General features: G+C 67.9%; 16 protein-coding genes, 1 tRNA gene and 2 pseudogenes. 8 read left to right on the top strand and 11 right to left on the bottom strand.

Translation table 11 applies throughout. From position 1 onward, the window contains the following. Window positions 1-3: 3 nt before the first annotated feature. The 7 genes from HALNA_RS09725 to HALNA_RS09695 form a co-directional block, all read right to left on the bottom strand. Window positions 4-1,179: an inorganic phosphate transporter gene (locus HALNA_RS09725; RefSeq protein WP_049936184.1), complete on the bottom strand. Its 1,176-nt coding sequence runs from the start codon at window positions 1,177-1,179 to the stop codon at window positions 4-6. 46 nt (window positions 1,180-1,225) lie between these two features. Further along, entirely contained in the window at window positions 1,226-1,717 is a 492-nt protein-coding gene (locus HALNA_RS09720; RefSeq protein ID WP_049936183.1) for a hypothetical protein, read from the bottom strand. 186 nt (window positions 1,718-1,903) lie between these two features. Beyond that, on the bottom strand, window positions 1,904-2,830 hold the full coding sequence (locus tag HALNA_RS09715) for a 1,4-dihydroxy-2-naphthoyl-CoA synthase (RefSeq protein WP_049936182.1): 927 nt from the start codon (window positions 2,828-2,830) through the stop codon (window positions 1,904-1,906). A gap of 46 nt (window positions 2,831-2,876) precedes the next feature. Next, entirely contained in the window at window positions 2,877-3,221 is a 345-nt protein-coding gene (locus tag HALNA_RS09710; protein WP_049936181.1) for a hypothetical protein, read from the bottom strand. A 40-nt stretch (window positions 3,222-3,261) separates the two neighbouring features. Continuing rightward, complete coding sequence (gene menD / locus HALNA_RS09705) at window positions 3,262-5,028, bottom strand: 2-succinyl-5-enolpyruvyl-6-hydroxy-3-cyclohexene-1-carboxylic-acid synthase (protein WP_049936180.1); 1,767 nt, start codon at window positions 5,026-5,028, stop codon at window positions 3,262-3,264. Further along, the gene (locus HALNA_RS09700; protein ID WP_049936179.1) at window positions 5,025-6,368 is read right to left on the bottom strand and encodes an isochorismate synthase; all 1,344 of its coding nucleotides are present in this window, start codon (window positions 6,366-6,368) and stop codon (window positions 5,025-5,027) included. The genes menD and HALNA_RS09700 overlap by 4 nt, the downstream gene beginning before the upstream one ends. Before the next feature lie 31 nt (window positions 6,369-6,399). After that, on the bottom strand, window positions 6,400-6,996 hold the full coding sequence (locus HALNA_RS09695) for a molybdopterin-dependent oxidoreductase (protein WP_049936178.1): 597 nt from the start codon (window positions 6,994-6,996) through the stop codon (window positions 6,400-6,402). Window positions 6,997-7,166: 170 nt separating this feature from the next. On the opposite strand from HALNA_RS09695, the gene HALNA_RS09690 reads away from it, so the two are divergent. From HALNA_RS09690 to HALNA_RS09680, 3 genes are all read left to right on the top strand, one after another. Continuing rightward, window positions 7,167-7,379 (top strand): ribbon-helix-helix domain-containing protein, encoded by a 213-nt coding sequence (locus HALNA_RS09690; protein ID WP_049936177.1) that lies wholly within the window; start codon window positions 7,167-7,169, stop codon window positions 7,377-7,379. A 212-nt stretch (window positions 7,380-7,591) separates the two neighbouring features. Beyond that, window positions 7,592-7,870: a UPF0058 family protein gene (locus HALNA_RS09685; protein WP_049936176.1), complete on the top strand. Its 279-nt coding sequence runs from the start codon at window positions 7,592-7,594 to the stop codon at window positions 7,868-7,870. Window positions 7,871-7,963: 93 nt separating this feature from the next. Continuing rightward, complete coding sequence (locus HALNA_RS09680; RefSeq protein WP_049936175.1) at window positions 7,964-9,628, top strand: rhomboid family intramembrane serine protease; 1,665 nt, start codon at window positions 7,964-7,966, stop codon at window positions 9,626-9,628. Here the strand turns inward: HALNA_RS09680 and HALNA_RS09675 are convergent. The 3 genes and pseudogenes from HALNA_RS09675 to HALNA_RS09665 all read right to left on the bottom strand — a co-directional run bounded on the left by HALNA_RS09675 (window position 9,625) and on the right by HALNA_RS09665 (window position 12,917). Then, the gene (locus HALNA_RS09675) at window positions 9,625-10,251 is read right to left on the bottom strand and encodes an METTL5 family protein (RefSeq protein WP_049938027.1); all 627 of its coding nucleotides are present in this window, start codon (window positions 10,249-10,251) and stop codon (window positions 9,625-9,627) included. The two genes, HALNA_RS09680 and HALNA_RS09675, sit on opposite strands and share 4 nt — an antisense overlap. Window positions 10,252-10,434: 183 nt before the next feature. Next, window positions 10,435-11,014 (bottom strand): annotated as a pseudogene (locus HALNA_RS09670) (thermonuclease family protein); the annotation flags it as partial. 4 nt (window positions 11,015-11,018) lie between these two features. Beyond that, entirely contained in the window at window positions 11,019-12,917 is a 1,899-nt protein-coding gene (locus tag HALNA_RS09665) for an arginine--tRNA ligase (RefSeq protein ID WP_049936173.1), read from the bottom strand. A 137-nt stretch (window positions 12,918-13,054) separates the two neighbouring features. Between HALNA_RS09665 and HALNA_RS09660 the strand changes: the two genes are divergently transcribed. After that, window positions 13,055-13,127, top strand: a tRNA-Arg gene (locus HALNA_RS09660). 231 nt (window positions 13,128-13,358) lie between these two features. Further along, window positions 13,359-13,463 (top strand): annotated as a pseudogene (locus HALNA_RS21655) (SipW-dependent-type signal peptide-containing protein); the annotation flags it as partial. A gap of 78 nt (window positions 13,464-13,541) precedes the next feature. On the opposite strand, the gene HALNA_RS19960 reads toward HALNA_RS21655, so the two are convergent. Further along, on the bottom strand, window positions 13,542-13,679 hold the full coding sequence (locus tag HALNA_RS19960) for a hypothetical protein (protein WP_157573500.1): 138 nt from the start codon (window positions 13,677-13,679) through the stop codon (window positions 13,542-13,544). On the opposite strand from HALNA_RS19960, the gene HALNA_RS09655 reads away from it, so the two are divergent. The 3 genes from HALNA_RS09655 to pglX all read left to right on the top strand — a co-directional run bounded on the left by HALNA_RS09655 (window position 13,672) and on the right by pglX (window position 18,720). Next, window positions 13,672-13,875, top strand: coding sequence for a hypothetical protein (locus HALNA_RS09655; RefSeq protein WP_049936172.1), 204 nt, complete (start codon window positions 13,672-13,674; stop codon window positions 13,873-13,875). The two genes, HALNA_RS19960 and HALNA_RS09655, sit on opposite strands and share 8 nt — an antisense overlap. A gap of 102 nt (window positions 13,876-13,977) precedes the next feature. Further along, window positions 13,978-14,490 (top strand): erythromycin esterase family protein, encoded by a 513-nt coding sequence (locus tag HALNA_RS09650; RefSeq protein WP_281172128.1) that lies wholly within the window; start codon window positions 13,978-13,980, stop codon window positions 14,488-14,490. 39 nt (window positions 14,491-14,529) lie between these two features. Continuing rightward, on the top strand, window positions 14,530-18,720 hold the full coding sequence (gene pglX, locus HALNA_RS09645) for a BREX-5 system adenine-specific DNA-methyltransferase PglX (protein WP_049936170.1): 4,191 nt from the start codon (window positions 14,530-14,532) through the stop codon (window positions 18,718-18,720). The last annotated feature ends 76 nt before the right edge of the window (window positions 18,721-18,796 follow it).

The following is an 18,796-nucleotide window of genomic DNA, read 5'->3' as shown; positions in this document are numbered from 1 at the left end:
TCGTCACCACACGAACGCGAACAGGAGCCGAAAGGTCGCGTACGCGCCCACCGTCGAGAGAAGAGGGACGACGTTCTGCATGAGGACGACCCGCCCCGTCGTCTCGGGGTTGAACAGGTCGGCGGCGCTGGGCGTGTCTTCGGGGTCCTCCTCGCCGATGTCGGGAGCCTCCTCGCCGGGGTCCTCGGTGGTCAGCGCGCCGACGGAGACGTTCGGCGTCTTCTCGCCGCGCACGCCCTCGGAGACGGTGGTCGAGCGGGTGGCCCGCCCCCAGCCGAGTCCGACGATGGACATGGTGGCGATGATGACGAAGGAGGCAGGGATGCCGATGGCGGAGAGGCCGATGACGATGCCCGAGGAGATGATGGCGACGACGATGGCGGCAGTGAGCGGGAGATCCGTGATGTCGTTGCCGAGGGTGTCGAGGGTGCGTCGGGCAATAGTGAAGGCGCCGACCGTGACGGCGCCACAGCCGAGCAGGATCAGGAGGTTCAGATCGACGCCGGCGCCGTACAGCGGCGCGATGGCGTTGGCGATGTTCGAGGTGCCGGAGGAGAAGGCCATCAGACAGCCGATGCTGATGACCACCACCGTCCCGACGATTTCGCGACGGGTGGAGTTCGGGCCGGCGGTGGGCCGCGGGATCGCTCCCGATCGATCGAGGGAGAGGAGCGAGCCGTCGGTCTGCTCGATGGCGATCCAGCGGTTGATCGTCGGGTAGAAGTAGCGGCCGACGACCCCGGAGACCCAGAATCCGACGAGGGGAGCGACGATCCACCAGACGGCGATTTCGCCCATGACCGCCCAGTTGAGTTCGCCGGCGGCGACGCCGAGGCCGGCGATGGCGCCGACGGCCGTCATCGACGTGGACGCCGGGACGCCCGCGTAGTTGCCGATGAAGAGCGCGCCGCCGATGAAAAAGAGGACGACGATGCTCGTCTCGATGGTGAACACGCCGGGGTCGGTCACCAGGTCACGGCCGAGGGTGTTGACGACCCGTCGGCCGATAGTCCACGCACCGACGAAAAAGAAGACGGACATGAGCGCCCCCGCGAAGAGCTTCGAGATGACGCCAGCGCCGACGGCCGGGCCGAACGCCGGGCCGGTGTTCGAGCCACCGATGTTGAACCCGACGAACAGCGCGACGCCGAAGCCGACGAGCAGGAGGCCACCGATCATGTGTGGCTATCGCAGGCCCGCTGTCGGTCGGTGGCCGTGATTCCCCTCATCGCTTCGCCTCGTCCTCGTTCCCGTCTTTGTCCGTCGTCAGCTCGCGCTGCATCTCGTCGAGTTCGTCGCTGCGGGGTCGTCGGTCGACGCGCTGGTTCACTTCCTCCAACTGCTCGATGATGTCGTTCATCTCGTCGGTGATGGTCCGCTCGACATTCTCGGTGACCTCCTCGGTCACCGTCTGTTCGACCTTCTCGGTCACCTCTTCGGTCACCTCCTCCGCGACCGTCTGCTCGACGCTCTCGGTCACCTCTTCGGTCACCTCCTCGGTGATCGTCTCCTCGACTTTTTCGGTCACTTCCTCGGTCATCCACTCGGGGTCGAACCGCGCCATCTTCCACACGACGTGAATCGCGTACGAGACCAGCGTTCCGATGCCGAACGCGACGCCGACGCCGGTGCCGACGAGGAGGATGAGCGCGACGGACAACAGAATAACGAGGCCGTACGCGAGATCGACCAGAAAATCGACACGATTAGGATTCATCGGTTACCACGTGTATCGAGTTTGTCGTCCGGACATATACGCCCTCCCCTTCCGTCCTCGGTCGAGTGGCCGTTCGGCGTCCCGTCTCTACGTGCCGGCCCGACATCAGAGGGAGTATCCGAAGTCATCAGCGATCCTCGCCGAGGCGGTCCGGCGGGAATCTATGGACAGTTACGATGACCCCGATCAGTAGTGCCACGGCACGTCCGAGAAGTCCGGGTTCCGCCCGTCGAGGAATGCGTCCCGTCCCTCGCTCGCCTCGTCGGTCATGTACGCCAGCCGGGTCGCCTCGCCGGAAAACACCTGCTGGCCCACCATCCCGTCGTCGGCGAGGTTGAACGCGTATTTGAGCATCCGCATCGCTGTCGGACTCTTGCCCGTCATCGTCTCGGCCCACTCCAGTGCCACGGTCTCCAACTCCTCGTGGGGCACCGCCTCGTTCGCCATCCCCATGTCGACCGCCTCGGCGGCGTCGTAGGTCTTGCCGAGAAAGAAGATTTCGCGGGCCTTCTTCTGTCCGACCTGTCGGGCGAGGTAGGCGGAGCCAAAGCCGCCGTCGAAGGAGGCCACGTCGGGGTCGGTCTGGAGGAACTTCGCGTGCTCCTCGCTCGCGAGCGTCAGATCACAGATGACGTGCAGGGAGTGGCCGCCGCCGACGGCCCACCCGGGGACGACGGCGACGACGGGTTTCGGCATGAAGCGGATGAGTCGCTGGACTTCGAGGATGTGGAGGCGGCCGACGGTCGGGGTGTCGGTGTCGCCCGTCTCCACGCCGTCACCGTCGGCCGCATCCTCGCTTCCGTCGTCGCGGTACTCGTACCCCGACTCGCCGCGGATGGCCTGGTCGCCGCCGGCCGAGAAGGCCCACCCGCCGTCTTTCGGCGACGGGCCGTTGCCGGTCAGGAGGACCGCTCCCACGTCAGCCTGCTGGCGGGCGTGATCCAGCGCCGCGTAGAGTTCGTCGACGGTTTTCGGGCGAAAGGCGTTGCGCACCGCCGGACGGTCGATGGCGATGCGAACGGCGGGCACGTCGTCGGCGCGGTGGTAGGTCACGTCGTCGAAGTCGTCGGTGACGGCCGTCCACCGGCTGGGATCGAAGATCTCGGAAACCATACCCGGAGACGGGTGCGGCGCGCGCAAAAAGATTCACGTCGCGGCGTCACGCCCGCTGGTCTAGCCACCGCGCGACCGGACCGCGGGGGCTGGTAACCCACGCGACGAACACCACCACCGCCGCGACGACGACGCCGAGGAGGACGTTCGCCGCGATCAGCACCGAGTAGGCGACGGCGACGAGGGAGATGACGCCGGCCACGACCGTCCGCTCTCGGCTCATGTTGTCGAGCGGACGGCCGGGAGAGAGGCGGTGCATCAACCACGCGAGCAGGTAGACGACGGCCGCGAGGAGGACGCCGATGAGGACGTTCTGTGCGACGACGACGGCGTAGCCGAGAACGAGGGCGGCGAGGACGACGCCGACCCGTTCCCAGTAGGTGGAGGGCATCGTCTCGGGCAGGTCGCCGGGAGTCAATAAATCCCGGCGACTACTCCGCCAGTTCTGCGACCGTCTCCTCGACCAGTCGCTCACGGGTGCGCTGACTCGCCTCGCCGTCCGTGCGGACGTCGATCACGTCCGTTCCGTCGCTCGCGACCGACTCGGCGTAGGCGTCGCGAAAGCCCGCGCGGTCCTCGACGGCGGCGTAGCCGAGGTCGTAGAAGTCGGCCGTGGGTTCGAAATCGAGGCCGTGTGGCGTCCGGAACGCCTCGGTGAAGGGCGGGTCGAACGACTCGATGGGGAGGCGATGGAAGATGCCGCCGCCGTCGTTGTCGATCAGGACGATGGTGGCGTCGACGCCACATCGGAGCGCGGACAGGAGACCGTTGCCGTCGTGGTAGTAGGCGAGGTCACCGATCACGAGCGAGAGGTGGTCGGTCGTGGCACTGCCGGCGCCGAGGGCGGTCGAGACGACGCCGTCGATGCCCGACGCGCCGCGGTTGCCGAGGACGGTGTAGCCGGCGTCGGTGGGTGCCATGTAGCGGTCGGCGTCGCGGACGGGGTTCGAGTTCGAGACGACGAGCGTCGCGGGTTCGGGTGCGAGGTCGGCCACGTCGGCGAGGATCGCGCCCTCGAAGTAGCCGCCCGCGCCGTCGTCGGTCGCGTCGGCGACGACATCGCGGTGGGTCCGGTCGGCGGTCGCCCAGCGCTCGCGCCAGTCCGGGTCGCCGGCACCGCTCACGACTTCGGCGAGGCGGGCCGCCAGCCGCGAGGGATCGGCGACGACCAGGTCGGTCGCCCGGAACGACGCCTCGCGCCACTCGCCCGCGGGATCGACGACGAATCCCCGGGCGTCGACTCGTGCGAGGTAGTTCCGGAGGCGTTTGGAGGTGGGAGAGCCCCCGATTCGGAGCACGACTTCGGGATCGGGCCAGCTGTCGGTCACGCGCGGATCGAGGTAGCCGTCGTAGCCGCCGACGGTGGTCGTCACGCGGGTGTGGCCGCCGAAGCGCAGGCCGGAGAGCGGGTCCGCGACGATGGGGAAGCCGGTGGCGTGGGCGAGGGCGGCCAGAGCCTGCGCGTCGACGCCCGGCGGATCGGCGGGACCGGCGACGATGAGCCCACGCTCGACGGAGAGCGCCTCGGCCACCCGCCCGAGGTCGGCCCGGTCGAGCCGTGGGACACCCGCCGTCGTCGTCACGAACGGTCGGCCGCCGTCGCGGCCGGCGACGGCGAGGGAGTCGAGATCAGCGGGCACGTCGCCGGGGACGGGCGTCGGTTCGAGCGGCTTGCGGAACGGGCAGTTGAGGTGAACCGGTCCCGAGGGCGTCCCCGTCGCGTCCGCGAGCGCGCGACCGACGGTCGTCCGGAGCGAGCGGAGTTTCCGCTCGTCGGCCTCGGGTTCGGGAAGGTCGGCGTACCATCGGACGGCGTCGCCGTACAGCTTCTCCTGATCGACGGTCTGGTTCGCGCCGCTGTCGCGGAGTTCGGGCGGCCGGTCGGCGGTGAGGAGAAGCAGGGGAACGCGGCCGCGGTCCGCTTCGATCACGGCGGGGTGGTAGTTCGCGGCCGCGGTACCGGAGGTACAGATCAGCGGCGTCACCTCGCCGGTACGCCGGGCACGCCCGAGCGCGAAGTAGGCGGCCGACCGCTCGTCGAGGACCGAGAAGACGTGCAGGTCGTCGTGTTCCTCGACGGCCGTGACCAGCGGCGTCGACCGACTCCCGGGCGAGACGACGACGGCCCCGACGCCACCGCGCGCGAGTTCGTCGACCAGCGCCCGCCCCCAGAGGACGTTTCGGTTGGGCGCGCTCATCGGCGTTCGAGTTCGTCGAGGATCGGCCGGTATTTGAGCTGTACCTCGTCCCACTCGCGGTCGGGATCGGAGTCGGCGACGACGCCGACGCCGGCAAAGAGGGTGGTCTCGCCCCCGCGGGCGAGCGCCGAGCGGATGGCGACGGCGAAGGTGCCGTTGCCGGCGGCGTCGATCCAGCCGACCGGGGCGGCGTACCAGCCCCGATCGAACGGCTCCGTCTCGCGGATGGTCGCGAGCGCACGCTCCGGCGGGAGGCCACCGACGGCGGGTGTCGGGTGGAGCGCCTCGACCAGATCGAGGACGTGCGTGTCGCTGTCGAGGGTGGCGGTGATGGGAGTGAAGAGATGCTGGACCGTCGCCAGCCGGCGGACCCGGCGCTGGCCGGCGGAGATCGACGACGCAAAGGGGGCGAGCTGTTCGCGGATCGTCTCCGCGACGAGTTCGTGTTCGTGACAGTTTTTCTCGTCGCCGAGCAGTTCCTCCGCGAGCCAGTCGTCCTCGGCGGGCGTGTCGCCGCGGCCGGTGGTGCCCGCCAGCGCGTCCGTCGTCACCGTGCGGCCGTGGCGGGTGACCAGTCGCTCCGGCGTCGCGCCGAAGAAGGCCGGGCGGTCGGGGCTCCCCGCGGTCGGTTCGACGAGGAAGCGATAGCAGTCGGGGTAGGTTTCGCCGAGTCGGGCGAGTACGTCGGGAACCGAGAGGGGGTGGTCGAGCGTCACTGCAAGCGCCTGCGCGAGGACGACTTTCCGCAGGTCGCCGGCGTGGATGCGGGAGACGGCGGCCTCGACGGAGCGACGCCACGACTCCCGCGGGGTCGTGCGCGTCCGGGAGACGATTTCGGGAGCCGGCGTGGGGGCGGGATCGTCGAGCGTCTCGAAGCGCTCCCGTTCGGCGTCGAGACGGTCCTCGACCGCCTCGGCAGTCGCGTCCGGGCCGACGGCGTTAACGGTCAGCCACGTCCCGCGGTCGGTGTCGGTGACCTGCACCCGCGGGAGGACGAACTGCGCGCCGGGAAAGCCCGCCCAGGTGGCGTCGTCGGTCCCCTCGTCGTGGAAGGCGAAGCCGCCGAACAGGCGGGGACAGGCGGCCTCGGTGCCGGCGTGAACGTCACCGGAGCGCAACACCCGGTCGATGCCCTCCTTGATCGCCCCGAACCGATCACGGCCGTTGGCGGTGAGCGTGGCGGCGGCACCTCCGGCGACGGCCGTCGCCTCGTCGGGGGCGGTCCAGAACGTTCGCGGGGCGGGCATGGCGTCGAGAACGGCCCGGAGCGTCGGGATCGACACCCGGACCGACCGACTGACGAGACGTGTTCCCGTCTCGTCACTTCGCGGTACACCCATTACCCCTCCTCGGGGCGCCGCACTCTTTTACCTAACTATCGTACCGCTCCTCGCGCCACGGGTTCGCGGTGACGGAGTAGCCGCGACGCTCCCAGAATCCGCGCTCCCGTTCGGTCAGGAACTCGATACCTGTCACCCACTTCGCGCCCTTGTAGGCGTACTTGTGGGGCGTGACGACGCGAACGGGGCCGCCGTGGTCCCGCGGGAGGGCGTCGCCGTCGAACTCGAACGCCAGAAGCGTCCCGGGATGGCGGCAGGCGTCGAGGGGGAGGTCCGTGGTGTAGTCGTCCGCGGCCGAGAACATGACGTGGACCGCGTCCGAATCGACGCCGACGTGGTCCGCGATGGCGGTAAAGGGTACGCCGGTGAACGCGCAGTCGAACTTGCTCCAGCCGGTGACACAGTGGAAATCCTGTCGCTGCGTCTCGACGCCGAGGTCGGTGAACGCGTCCCAGTCGAGCGTGACCGGCGTCTCGACCGCACCGCCGACCGAGAGCGTCCACGCCTCGCGCTCGACGCGCGGAACATTGCCCTTCGAGAGCACCGGAAACGACTCCGTGCGGTGTTGTCCCGGCGGTAATCGCTCGTCGCCGAACTCCCGGTAGACGTCCGTGACATCCCTGTCCATACCTGTCGTGAACGTTCGACCGAAGTATGGCTGTCGGTCGGCTACACGATTCCCGAACTCCAGTTTGTATTCGGGGGGAATTTACTCGTCCGATCGAACTGTTGGTTATCGAATTCCGAAACCGGCCCGCAGAATTTAAATACGCCCCTTCCAAACCGTCGAGCGTTCAAATGCCGAACGTGGAAATAACCGTCCCGGAACACCTGGAGATGCAGATTGCCCAGTTGATCGAGCAGGGTGAGTTCGTGAATCGGGAGGAGGCGATTCAAGAACTGCTCTCGACCGGGCTGCGCGCGTACAAAACGAGCGGACCGATAGAAGAGGAGGAGCCGGGGTTCGAGGACGAGGGCATGATGGGTCACGAGGACGAGTACGTCTTTTGATAGTGTTTATTGTAACTGGGTACCGGTGGGCCGGCGACCCACCGGTACTGACTTCCAATAAACCACTATGAGACGGGTCGTTGGCCGGCGACGGTGGGTAGCGAGGACCGGAACTGACACACGGATAGAGGTCACTCGAACACGTCATCCGACAGTCACCATGCCAGACCGACGCAATAATCCTTAACCGGGCTACGTCCGTAGGCGGACGTATGCACAAGGAAGAACTCCTCGAACTGCACGAACAGATGGTGACGATCATGAACTACTTCCGGAGCCAGGAGTCGGTCGACGACAGCATCTTCGACCCCTACGAATCCCTGAGCGTCGACCCCTCGCACGTCCACAAGTCGAAAAGCGAGCACAAACACGCGGTGTTCGTCCTCGGCAACGCACTCGCGACGGCGATGAGCGAAGACGAGTTCTCCGACGCCGGCCGGGTCGGCAAACGGATGGCCGAACTCGCCGAGGACGCCGAAAACAAGCTCTAAACGGCGACTCGACGGACTCCCCCGAACGGACCTGCGGGCGGTCGCACCGTCCGGCCCGTCGGATTCATTACCGGTGGCCCGTGAACGGGTGGTATGCCCGGCCTTCCCGACGCGGCGACGCTCTTTCGGCTAGCGATCCTCTCGTCGGTTCTGGTCGCCTTCGTAGCGGTCGTCGTCCTCGATCGACCCCGGGGTCGCTGGGGGCGACGGCTCCGCTCGCGGTTCGTCGCCGGCGTTCCGTGGGGGACGCTCGTCTCCGTCGCCGGCGTCCTCGCCGTCTACCTGTTCGTCCAGGGCGGATGGGCCAACTGGTACGCCCCGGTCACGATCCCCTTCCGTGCGTGGTCGTACTTCTACCCGCTGGGGATGGCGACGGCGGCCTTTTCACACTCCGGTGCCGGCCACCTGATCGGCAATCTCGTCGGGACACTCGTCCTCGCTCCCATCGCCGAGTACGCGTGGGGACACTACCCGCGGAGACGTGGTGTCCAGACGTTCACCTCGCCGCTGACGAACCCGTACGTGCGGGCGCTGGTCGTCTTCCCGGCCGCCGTCGTCTGCGTCGGCCTCTTTACCGCCATCTTTGCCCTCGGCCCGGTCATCGGGTTCTCGGGTGTCGTCTTCGCGTTCGCCGGCTTCGCACTGGTGCGGTACCCCATCGCAACGGTCGTCGCGGTCACCGCCGGTAACGCCCTCCGCACGCTCTACGGCGCGCTCCGACAGCCGACCGTCTCGACGAGCGCCGGGCCGTCGTACTTCTCGCCGTGGTGGGCCGATATCGCGATCCAAGGCCACGCCATCGGCCTCCTCGCGGGCGTCCTCCTCGGGACGTGGCTGATCCGCGCTCGCGGCGACGAGCGCCCCTCGGCGGCGCGACTGGTGGTCGGGGTCGTCCTGTTCAGTATCGCACAGTCACTCTGGGCCGTGTACTGGTACCGCGGCGGCGAGACGTACGTCCTCTACCGTGCCGCCGGGGTCGCGCTCGTGGTGTCGCTCGCGACGCTGGTGGCCGCGACGGTTGTCGCGTCGGATCGGCCGCTGATCCCGACGCCCGACGACCCCGACGCCGTCCGCGCCGTCCCCCGCTGGCAGGTCGGCGCGACGGTCCTCCTGCTCTGTACGGCGGCGCTCGCCGGTCCCGCCGTCCCCATCAACCTGACCACGACGGCGAGCGGCGACCTGCCCGGCGACGGCGACCCGATCGAGGTGCGCGGCTACGAGGTGACGTACGCCGAGAACGTGCCCAACGGGATGGTGTCGGTCGTCGACGTGGAGGCGTTCGGCGAAACGACGCAGGTCAACACTTCGGGGGTGATCGTCCGGAACCGCGAGCGCGGCATCTGGTTGACCGCCGTCTCGAAGGGTCGACTCAACTTCGCCGGGACGACGACGGTGCGTCTCGGCGGGGTCGGCTGGCGGGAGACGGTCCGGGTCGAGCGACGCGGGTGGAGCGCCATCGGCGGCGGCACCGTCTACAAAGTCAACCTCGTCTACGGCGAGCGAAACGTGACGGCGTACGCGTCCGACCCCGTGCAGGCCGACCCCGTCGTTGCCGGTCGAAACGTCTCCATCGAGGCCACGCCCGAGGGGTTCCGGATCAACGTCTCGGTGCAGAACCGATCCGATACGGCCCCCATCCCCGCGGTCAACGGGACGGCGTCGGTCGGTGGTTTGGACTTCATCAACTCCGAACGAGGCCTATACGCGATCACCGGCGCGACGCGGGTCCGCGTCGCCCGCGCGGAGACGTACAATTAGGCCCAGACGATCCGGAACACTTCGGTGTCGAGTTCCTTGCGGTCGGCGGCGTGGTGGTCGAACTGCCGGTGCAGGTCGAACTCCGCGGCGAAAGCGTGGGTCACCTCGCCCCCGTTGTCGGCGGCGAAGGCCTCGACGAACTCCCGACTCCCGGCGTTGTGGACGGAGTAGGAGACATCCGCGATGTCGGCGGCGGTGACGAGGAAGGCGCGGTCGGCGTGTTCGTTGCCGTCCTGAGCGCCGAACGGCGGGTTCATCACGACCGTCGTGGGACCGTCGGGACACAGCGGCGCGCACGTCGCGTCGGCCTGCACCCAGTGGATCGCCGTCCGGGTGCCGACCCGTCGCCGGTTCTCGCGGGCAGTATCCAGCGCGCCGCGGTCGATCTCGACGCCGATCGACCGCCTCGGCCCACGGAGGGCGGCGCCGAGCGTGAACATACCCGTCCCCGCACCCAGATCGACGACCGTGCGCCCCTCGATGTCGCCGTTGAGGTCGGCGACGTGGACGACGTGGGCCGCGAGTTCCGGCGGCGTCGGATACTGTTCGAGGGCGGCCTGCGGGTTCTCGAAGCCGGCGACCACCGCCAACTGCCCGGCGAGACCGGACTTGGTCGCCGTCATCGTCCCGCCGCCCTCCCCCACCTCGTCCGTCCGTGCGCCGCTACGTCCGCCCGGAGCCCTGTGGGTGTCATTCTCGCTATCGGATATTCTCCGGTTATACTAAAGTCTTTGTAAATGCCCGATAGTAATCTTTTTGCCACGAAACTCATGTGTATTGAGAACGTATCACATGCAGAGGTCACACGCTCCACCACCCCCATTCCCTTCAGCGGGCACAGGTCCAGACGCCGCGTCCCGCCTCGCGTGCCTCGCGTTCGAGCGCCGCGTAGCGGTCGCGTTCGCGGAACGACGAGTCGTAGAGGCGGGCGTGCCCGCGTTCGAGGAGCGCGGCGTTGAACGAGTCGCCGTCGACGACGACGTACGCGAGGAGTCGGTCGTAGCCGCCCCGTCGTCCTGCGGCGGCGTCGAAGCGGAGCGTCACCCTGCGGTCGGCGAGGCGGGAAACGGCGAAGGCGCTTGCCCGTTCGCCGTGCCGGCGCAGACAGGACCGCCCCGCCTCGGTGTCGGGCACGCCCTCGAACTCCGCGGGGTCGTTCTCGGCGCGGACCTCCGGCGTGTCGACTCCAAGGAGTCGCACCGTGTCCGCGCGGCCGCCGGGGAAACGCACGTCGACGGTGTCACCGTCGACCACATCGGTCACGCGGACGGTGACCTCGGCCCCCGGCGTCGGCGTCGGCGCCGTCGTGTCCACGCCGCCGCCGAGACAGCCGGCGCTCACGGCGAGCAGACACAACGAGACGAGGGCCGCGTCGCGTCGGCCCACACCGCTACATCTCCGCGAGCGTCTCGATGCCCAGCAAATCGAGGCCGTTCTCGAACACCTGTGCGGTGGCGTCGGTCAGGACGAGACGCTCCGCGGCCGCCGATTCCGAGTCGAGCACCCGGTTTTTGTGGTAGAATGAGTTGAAGACGTGCGCGAGTTCGAGGAGGTAGTGGGCGAGCGGCGCCGCGTCGTATCGCTCCTCGCAGCGGTCCAGAACGATCGGGTAGCGCCCGAGATGGTAGATCAGGTCGTAGTCCGTGTCGTTGAACGCCGAGGCGTCGATGTCGTCGACCGGGGGAACCCTCGACGCCGAATCGAGGATGCTGTAGGCCCGGGTCGTCGCGTACTGGACGTACGGCCCCGTGTCGCCCTCCAGCGACACCGCTTCGTCGATGTCGAACGTGATGTCCTTGCCCCGGTTGGCACCGACCATCCCGTATTTTACCGTCGCGAGCGCGATCTTCCGTGCGATGGCGTCCACCTCGTCGTCGGCGACGTTGCGCCCCTTCTCGCGGACGATGTCGCGGGCGCGGTCGCGGGCCGCGTCGAGCACCTCCCGGACGGTGACGATCTGCCCGCCGCGGGTCGACATGCTCCCCTCGGGCAGACTGATCATCCCGTAGTCGACGTGTTCGAGACGGACGTCGGCGTAGCCCATCTTCCGTGCCGCGACGAACAACTGCTGGAAGTAGCGGTTCTGCTCGCTGGCGACGACGTACACCGACTGGTCGGCGTCGAACTCCCGGGTCCGGTACTCGATGGTCGCCAGATCCCGGGTGCCGTACACCGTCGAGCCGTCCGACTTGACGATGTAGAAGGCGTCGAAGTCGGCGTCCTCGACGCTTTCGGCCTCCTCCAGCATCTCGCGGGCGCGGTCGAGCGAGCCGTCCACGTCGGCCGCGTCCGGGTCGCCCGCGTCGTCGTAGTCGTCGTCGTAGATGGGGATGAACACCGAGTCGTCCGGGCCGCGCATGGCCACGTCGTTCTCGAGGGCCGTCTCGATCACCACGTCGTTCCACCCCTCGCGGGCGTAGAAGCTCTCGCCGAGCCAGCAGTCGAAATCGACGCCGAGTTCGGCGTAGATGCCCTCGAAGCGCTCGATGCTCGCCTCGCGGAACCCCTCCCACAGGTCGACCGCCTCGGGGTCTCCCTCCTCCAACCGTGCGAACCACGCCTTGCCGTCGTCGGTGTGGTACGTGCGTTCCTCGGCGATGGCGGCCTCGAACTCGTCGGTCAGGGCGCCGAACTCCGCTACGTCCTCCAGCATACCGTCGCGTCGCTCGAACTGCTGGTAGAGATCGAGCAGGTGGGCGATGGGGTCGGCCTCGAAGGCCTCCCTGTCCCCGTACTCGACGTACTCGTGGAGGAGGTTGCCGAACTGGGTCCCCCAGTCGCCGAGGTGGTTGTCGCGGGTCACGTCGTGGCCGCGCACCTCCAGGATGTTCATCAGCGCGTCGCTGAGGATGGTGTTGCGGAGGTGGCCGACGTGGAGGGGTTTGGCGATGTTCGGCGAGGAGACATCCGCGATGATCCGGTCCGGCGCCGGCAGGTCGCGCGACCCGTACGACGCCCCGTCGGCGTCGATTTCGCCGAGCGTCAGGCCCGCCATCCGCTCCGGATCGAGGTGGTAGTTGACGTGTCCGTTCTCGACGGTGACGGCGGCCACGCCGTCGGGAAGGCCGTATGCGCGGTGGGCCTCGGCGATGGACTCCGCGACGAGGGTCGGGTTCTCGCCGGCGTCGGCGGCGATGGCGAAAGACACCGCGGCGGAGAACTCCCCTTTCTCCTCGTCGTCGAACGCCTCCAGTTCGATATCCGTTGGGTCGACATCGTGATCGTAGCCCGCCTCGCCGACGGCAGCGCGGAGCCCCTCGACGAGCCCGCGCCTCGCAGATGCAAGCATTCTTGTCCCGTTCTCGCCCCTACGCCCGCATAAACCTCACTACACGCTGTCGCTGACGGGCGTACTGCCGACACCCCGGGACGGGGGAACCGCGATCAATACATATATACGTCGTTCCGGCCAACTTCGGACCGCGTGTCCCGATAGGGTAGTGGACTATCCTCTTGGCTTCCGGAGCCAGGGACCGGAGTTCGAATCTCCGTCGGGACGCTCCCTTCGGTCGGCCCCGACGTGCCCCATGCTCGTATTCACTCGCGTTGGACTCCGTCGGGACGCTCCCTTCGGTCGGCCCCGACGTGCCCCATGCTCGTATTCACTCGCGTTGGACTCCGTCGGGACGCTTCTGCCGACATTACGACGCCGAGCGACAGCGGGACAACCGTAGTGAGCATCCCGGGACGGCGAACGGCGGAGCCGTGAGCAAGCGAGGCGACCGTAGGGAGCATCTCGAGCACGGGTGGGGTAGGGACGAGCGCCGTCTTCAGCGATCGGGAGACGTTCGAGAACGACCGTCTGATAGTGTTTATTGTGAGTCAGTACCGGTGAGTCACCAAGACGGTCCGGCGACCCACCGGTAACCAGTTACAATAAACACTATGACGGCGGGAACGCTCGACATGACGGTCAGGCCTCGAACGAGGAGACGGCGACCGTCGAGTCGCTGGACGAGACGCCGGCCATCTCCTGGGTCGACGACGGCAGCGGGGCACTGGAGGCAAGCGAGTCGACGGTGCTGGTCGACTCGCTTCGGAGCGTGCTCACGACGCGTGACACCGGGACCGGTGTCGACCTCGATCCGCTCACGGAGCCTCGCCACGAAAGGCCCGATCCGGCGTATCTGATCCCTGGCCAGAAGTCGCTCGTCGAATCGCTCCGGAACCGACCGCGGGCGAGACGGGCCGCCTACGTCGAGCGGAGTTCGGAGTCGGAGTGGCGACTCGCGCACTGGCGCGTCTGAACCCTCGAACACTCTCCACGGTTCCGGAAACATCTGCAAGCCGAGGCGTACACGCGTGGCAAGCGCGTCCGCGACGCGGCGATGGCCGACACCGTCGCGTAGCTGCGCGACTGGACGGACTCGGACCGGGCCGTCGTCCTCGGCAACGCGAATCACGCGATGCGAAACGACGGCGACGCGGGGGCAACACGGATGGGTCAGCATCTCACCGACCGGTTCGGGGCGGACTACTACTCGCTCGGACTGCTGTTCGGCACCGGTACGTTCGCGGCGCCGACGACCCACGAGCGAACGGCCTTCGAGACGTACGCCGTCGACGGCCCCGTCGAAGGGACGCTCGAAGCCACCCTCGCGGACGCCGCCCACCCGAACCTGTTTCTCGATTTCGGCGCCGCTCGCGAGAACGCGACGCTCCGGACGTGGCTCGGCGGCGTCGAGCGGGTGCAGTTCTCCCTGCCGCGGGCCGCGGAGCGCGGTGCGGTCCCGCTGTCGGCGTCGCCCGGCGCCGTCTACGACGGGGTGGTGTTCGTGCGTCGGCGGCGTTCGGTGACGGCGACTGACACTGGCCGTCGTCGGTCGTTGCCCGCCGTCTCGACCGTCCATCGGCAACTTTGAAACCAGCGGCCGCTGTTGGGACGGTATTCACGTCCGAACATGACCGAGGAGAGCCCAGCGGACCGGACGGCGCAACTCGACAAGGCGGAGCGCGACCATCTCGAAGCCGTCGTCGCCGAGATGCGTGACCGCGTAGAGGACAACGTCGCGTATCGGCTCGGCCGACTGGGACTCGACGAGGCGCCCGAAGCCCGCGACGCGCTGGACGGGGAGGCTCGGAGAGTCGCCGACGCCATCGAACTCGAAGGCCAAGACGGCGACTCGTGGTCGACGGCCGTCGAGGAGTACGTCACCGGCGTCGGCTACACGGTCGTCAATCGCCTCGCCGCGCTGCGTTGTATGGAGATCCGCGGCTTCGTCGACGAGGAGGTCACGGTCGTTACCGACGACGGCCTGACACCCGCAGCCGAGACGCTCGTCCACGAGGAGTTCCTGCTGGAAGAGGAGGCCATCCTCGAAGCGTACCACCGCGAATGCGACCGGCTGGCCGCGGAGATAGAGATCCTCTTCGATCGCTCGTCGGCCTACAGCCTGCTCGATCCCGACGCCGACGCGTTCGCGGATCTCTGCGGGCTGCTCGACGAGGTGCCCGATGCAGTGTGGCGGGCCGACGACGTGCTCGGGTGGGTGTACGAGTACTACAACCGACCGGTCGTCGAGGCGCTCGAGGCCAAGAACGCGCTCGAACCAGCGGATATCGGGCCGGCGAACCAGTTCTATACGCCCCACTGGGTCGTCCGGATGCTCGCCGACAACTCGCTCGGAAAGCTCTATCTCGAAGCCACCGGACGGGACGTTCCCGGGGCGGAAGCGCTCGCACCCGAGGAGCGAACCGACAGACGCGTCACGCCCGACGGCGCGCCGACCGTCGCCGACCTCTGTACGTACCTCATTCCGGACGACGAGGACCGCGACGCGCCCGACTTCGAGCATCCGCGGGATCTCCGCGTCGTCGACCCCGCGTGTGGGAGCGGGCACTTCCTCCTCTATGCCTTCGACATCCTCGAACGCATCTGGTGGGCCGAAACCGACCTCGACCGGGCCGAGATACCCGCGAAGGTGCTGGAACACAACCTCTACGGCGTCGACATCGACCTCCGCGCCTGTCAACTCGCCGCGTTCAACCTCTATCTCAAGGCGCGGACGCGTGCCGAGGCGGAAGGTGCGGCTGGCTTCGAGATGCCGACGCTGGGGGTCGTCTGTGCCGACGCCCGTGTCGCGGAACTCGAGGAGGCGGTCGGCGTCCTCGACGACATCACGGGCGAGGAAACCGAAGTTCGCGACGCGCTCGACGGAATCATCCACGAGTTCCAACACACCGACGCGCTGGGGAGTCTCCTCGACGTCCAGGGGACGCTCGAAGACGAGTTCGAGACCGGCCAGTCGGACGTCGTGGGCTGGGACGGCGACGCCCCGAAGACGCTCAACGGGTTCTTCGAGCGGTTGGAAGACGCCGTCGAGGCACGGACCGCCGACGCCTTCGGCGAGCGGAACCTTCGAAGCTTCCTGCACCTGCTCGTGGTGTTGACCCAGGACTACGACGTGGCACTCATGAATCCGCCGTACGGCTCGGGCGGTCGGATGCCGGACGGCGTCCAAGACTACGTCGAGACACACTACGAGTACACCAGCGAGTACTACATCAACTTCTTCGAGGCGTGCGATCGGCTCGTGAAGACGAACGGCCGCGTGGGGATGCTCGTCCCGTGGTCGTTCCTGTTCAACCGGTCGTTCCGGGCGTTTCGCGAGGATTTCGTCGGCGACCGCGGGGCGTTCGACTTCGTCTCGGAGTTCGGCTACGACATCCTCGACAATGCGACGGTCGGGACCGTCGGAACCGTCGTCCGGTCCGGCGTCGAAAGCGTGCAGACTGGCACGTTTATCCGGCTTCCCGACGTGGCGAAAGCCGAGAAAGAGCGGGCGTTTCTGGACGCTGCCTTCGACCACACCGACGCCGACGTGCAGCGACGCTACCAGCGGCCGCTCTCGGAGTTCGAGATGGTTCCGGGGACGCCGCTTTCCTACTGGGTCCCGCCCGCTCTCCGGAAACTCTACCAGTCGGAGACGGTCCTGGACGCCGACAATGCGGGTCTGGACGACCGGGAGGCGTACGGCGTCATCAAGCAGGGACTCGCGACGGCGGACGACTCCCGGTTCGTCCGCGGCTTCTGGGAAGCGTCCGATCCCGATACGTGGCCGCCCTTCGCCAAAGGCGGCGCCGACGCGTGGCTGCTGCCACGCATCAAACACACCGTCCTGTGGGCGAACGACGGGGCCGAAATAAAACGGTACTGGGGGTCGCGGCCACAGAACACACAGCATTACTTCCACGAATCGCTGACGTACACCGTCGCGAAACGTAGCGGTCGCCGCTTTGGCTATCTCCACGACTCCTCCGTGTTCGGCCACAAAGGGTCGGTGTTGATCCCGGATCGAGCCATCTGGCACGCGCTCGCGTACACGAACAGCGACCTGTTTACGTATCTGATGCTCACCCAGACCTCGGAGCGGATGTGGGAGGTCGGCTTCGTCTCCGCGGTGCCCTGGCGCGACGAACTCGAAGCGCTCGACGAACTCGAAGCGCTTGCACGCGAGGCCGTCGGCCACCTCGTCTCGAAACGCCAGTACGACTTCGTCTCACCGTATTACGACGGTCCCGTGCTGCTCGCCGTCCTCGGCGTCGGCGACCCGTTACCGGGGTACGACCACCCGCATCGCGAACTCCGGGAGACGCTCGCGCTCGACGACCCCACGGAGACCGTGTCGCCGGCCGCGTCCCTCGAAGCGGTGGGGACCGCAGCGGCCCGCCACCTCGAACGTATCGAGGAGCGCCTCCAGGCGTGTGCGACGGCCATCGACGGCGCGGTGTTCGACTGCTTCGACATCACCGAGCAACAGCGGGAGACGATCCGTCGGGAGATAGCGCTGCGAACAATCGCGGACCCTCGTGAACGGACCGAACACGACCCCGCGTCGATCACCGGGCCGACCGACGACTTCCCGGCGATGGTGAAGGATCTGCTCCTCCACCTCGCGATCCGTGCGGTGGACGAGGCCGACGACGGCATCGTCCCCCTCTCCGATATCGACGGCGAGGCCGACCTCCTCGACCACATCGAGGACGCGTTCGAGCGACTCTGGGGCAACCACGCCGACCCCCGCCTCGCCGAAGTCGACGCGGTCCTCGGCAGCGAATCGGCCGACGAGGAAGCCTACCCCAACCTCCGGGCGTGGCTCGAAGACGACCTCTTCGACTACCACGTCTCGAAATTCGACCGGACGCCGATTCTGTGGCGCCTGACGACCGACCGACTCGTCCCCGATCCTGCGGGCGAGGGCTTTGCCTGCCTCGTCGACTACCACCAGCTAGATCCGAACGTCTTCGACCGCCTCCAGAATCGCTATCTCGAACCGCGGAAAGCCGACCTCCGGGAACGCCGGAGCGCCGCGAATCGACGCCGGAGCGACGACTCGTTGTCGGCCGCCGAACGGGCCGCGGCCGCCGAGACGACCACCCGCTGTGAGAGCGGCCTCGAACAGATCGAGGCCTTCGAACGTCGACTGACCGACCTCGCTCGCCCCGCGCCACGCGACTGGGCCGACGGGAATCGGGCGCTCGCCGAGGCGGCCGCCGAGCGAGTCGCCGAGTTTCGGGAGCGGACGGCGTCGCGATTGCACACCGTCGAGACGCTCGCCGACCGCGACGACGTGACGATGGCCGACCTGTTCAGCCCCACCTTCTACGACACCGTCCGGGAGGCCCGCGAGGAGTGGCTCGACGCGCTCGACGACCTCGAATCCGCGTTCGAGGCGTACGCCCGCGACGGCTCCGAACCGGTCGCCGCCCACCTGTACGACCGCTTCGAATACTACCACGACCTCGTCGGCTCCACACACTACGCGAGCAACGGCATCCTGTTTATGACCTACTACTTCGAGGGGTTTGCGGACGCCGACCAGTCACGCGTCGGCGACGGCGGCACCGAACCACAGCGTCTCTGTGCCGACCTGGCGAGCGACCTCGACGAATACGAGGCGCTCGCGGACGAGATCGGTGACGCCTGCGACGGGATTACCGACGAGATAGCCTCGGACTGGGCCGACCGCGCCCTCTCGGAGATCACCACGGCCGGCTACCGGCCGAATCACAAACACGGCGTCGAGATCAACATCACGCCGCTCGCCGACGCCGAGGTCGTCCCGAAGACCGTCGACGACGAGGTGCTGTAGCGCGCCGCACGGCCGGCGAACGCACGACGAACGGAGCGAGGGGGACTCCGCCACGCGCGTCGAGTGAACGAAGGGG

Origin of the sequence: Haloplanus natans DSM 17983 (assembly GCF_000427685.1) — an archaeon.
Classification (GTDB): Archaea; Halobacteriota; Halobacteria; order Halobacteriales; family Haloferacaceae; genus Haloplanus; species Haloplanus natans.
This window is presented reverse-complemented; position numbering and strand designations above follow the sequence as displayed.

What these genes read in the sequence shown, in the direction of transcription:
- HALNA_RS09695 (WP_049936178.1), bottom strand. Translation starts at nt 6,996, where the DNA reads ATGGACAGGGATGTCACGGACGTCTACCGGGAGTTCGGCGACGAGCGA.
- HALNA_RS09725 (WP_049936184.1), bottom strand. Translation starts at nt 1,179, where the DNA reads ATGATCGGTGGCCTCCTGCTCGTCGGCTTCGGCGTCGCGCTGTTCGTC.
- HALNA_RS09665 (WP_049936173.1), bottom strand. Translation starts at nt 12,917, where the DNA reads ATGCTTGCATCTGCGAGGCGCGGGCTCGTCGAGGGGCTCCGCGCTGCC.
- HALNA_RS09720 (WP_049936183.1), bottom strand. Translation starts at nt 1,717, where the DNA reads ATGAATCCTAATCGTGTCGATTTTCTGGTCGATCTCGCGTACGGCCTC.
- HALNA_RS09675 (WP_049938027.1), bottom strand. Translation starts at nt 10,251, where the DNA reads ATGACGGCGACCAAGTCCGGTCTCGCCGGGCAGTTGGCGGTGGTCGCC.
- menD (WP_049936180.1), bottom strand. Translation starts at nt 5,028, where the DNA reads ATGAGCGCGCCCAACCGAAACGTCCTCTGGGGGCGGGCGCTGGTCGAC.
- HALNA_RS09715 (WP_049936182.1), bottom strand. Translation starts at nt 2,830, where the DNA reads ATGGTTTCCGAGATCTTCGATCCCAGCCGGTGGACGGCCGTCACCGAC.
- HALNA_RS09710 (WP_049936181.1), bottom strand. Translation starts at nt 3,221, where the DNA reads ATGCCCTCCACCTACTGGGAACGGGTCGGCGTCGTCCTCGCCGCCCTC.
- HALNA_RS09700 (WP_049936179.1), bottom strand. Translation starts at nt 6,368, where the DNA reads ATGGGTGTACCGCGAAGTGACGAGACGGGAACACGTCTCGTCAGTCGG.
- pglX (WP_049936170.1), top strand. Translation starts at nt 14,530, where the DNA reads ATGACCGAGGAGAGCCCAGCGGACCGGACGGCGCAACTCGACAAGGCG.
- HALNA_RS09680 (WP_049936175.1), top strand. Translation starts at nt 7,964, where the DNA reads ATGCCCGGCCTTCCCGACGCGGCGACGCTCTTTCGGCTAGCGATCCTC.
- HALNA_RS09690 (WP_049936177.1), top strand. Translation starts at nt 7,167, where the DNA reads ATGCCGAACGTGGAAATAACCGTCCCGGAACACCTGGAGATGCAGATT.
- HALNA_RS09685 (WP_049936176.1), top strand. Translation starts at nt 7,592, where the DNA reads ATGCACAAGGAAGAACTCCTCGAACTGCACGAACAGATGGTGACGATC.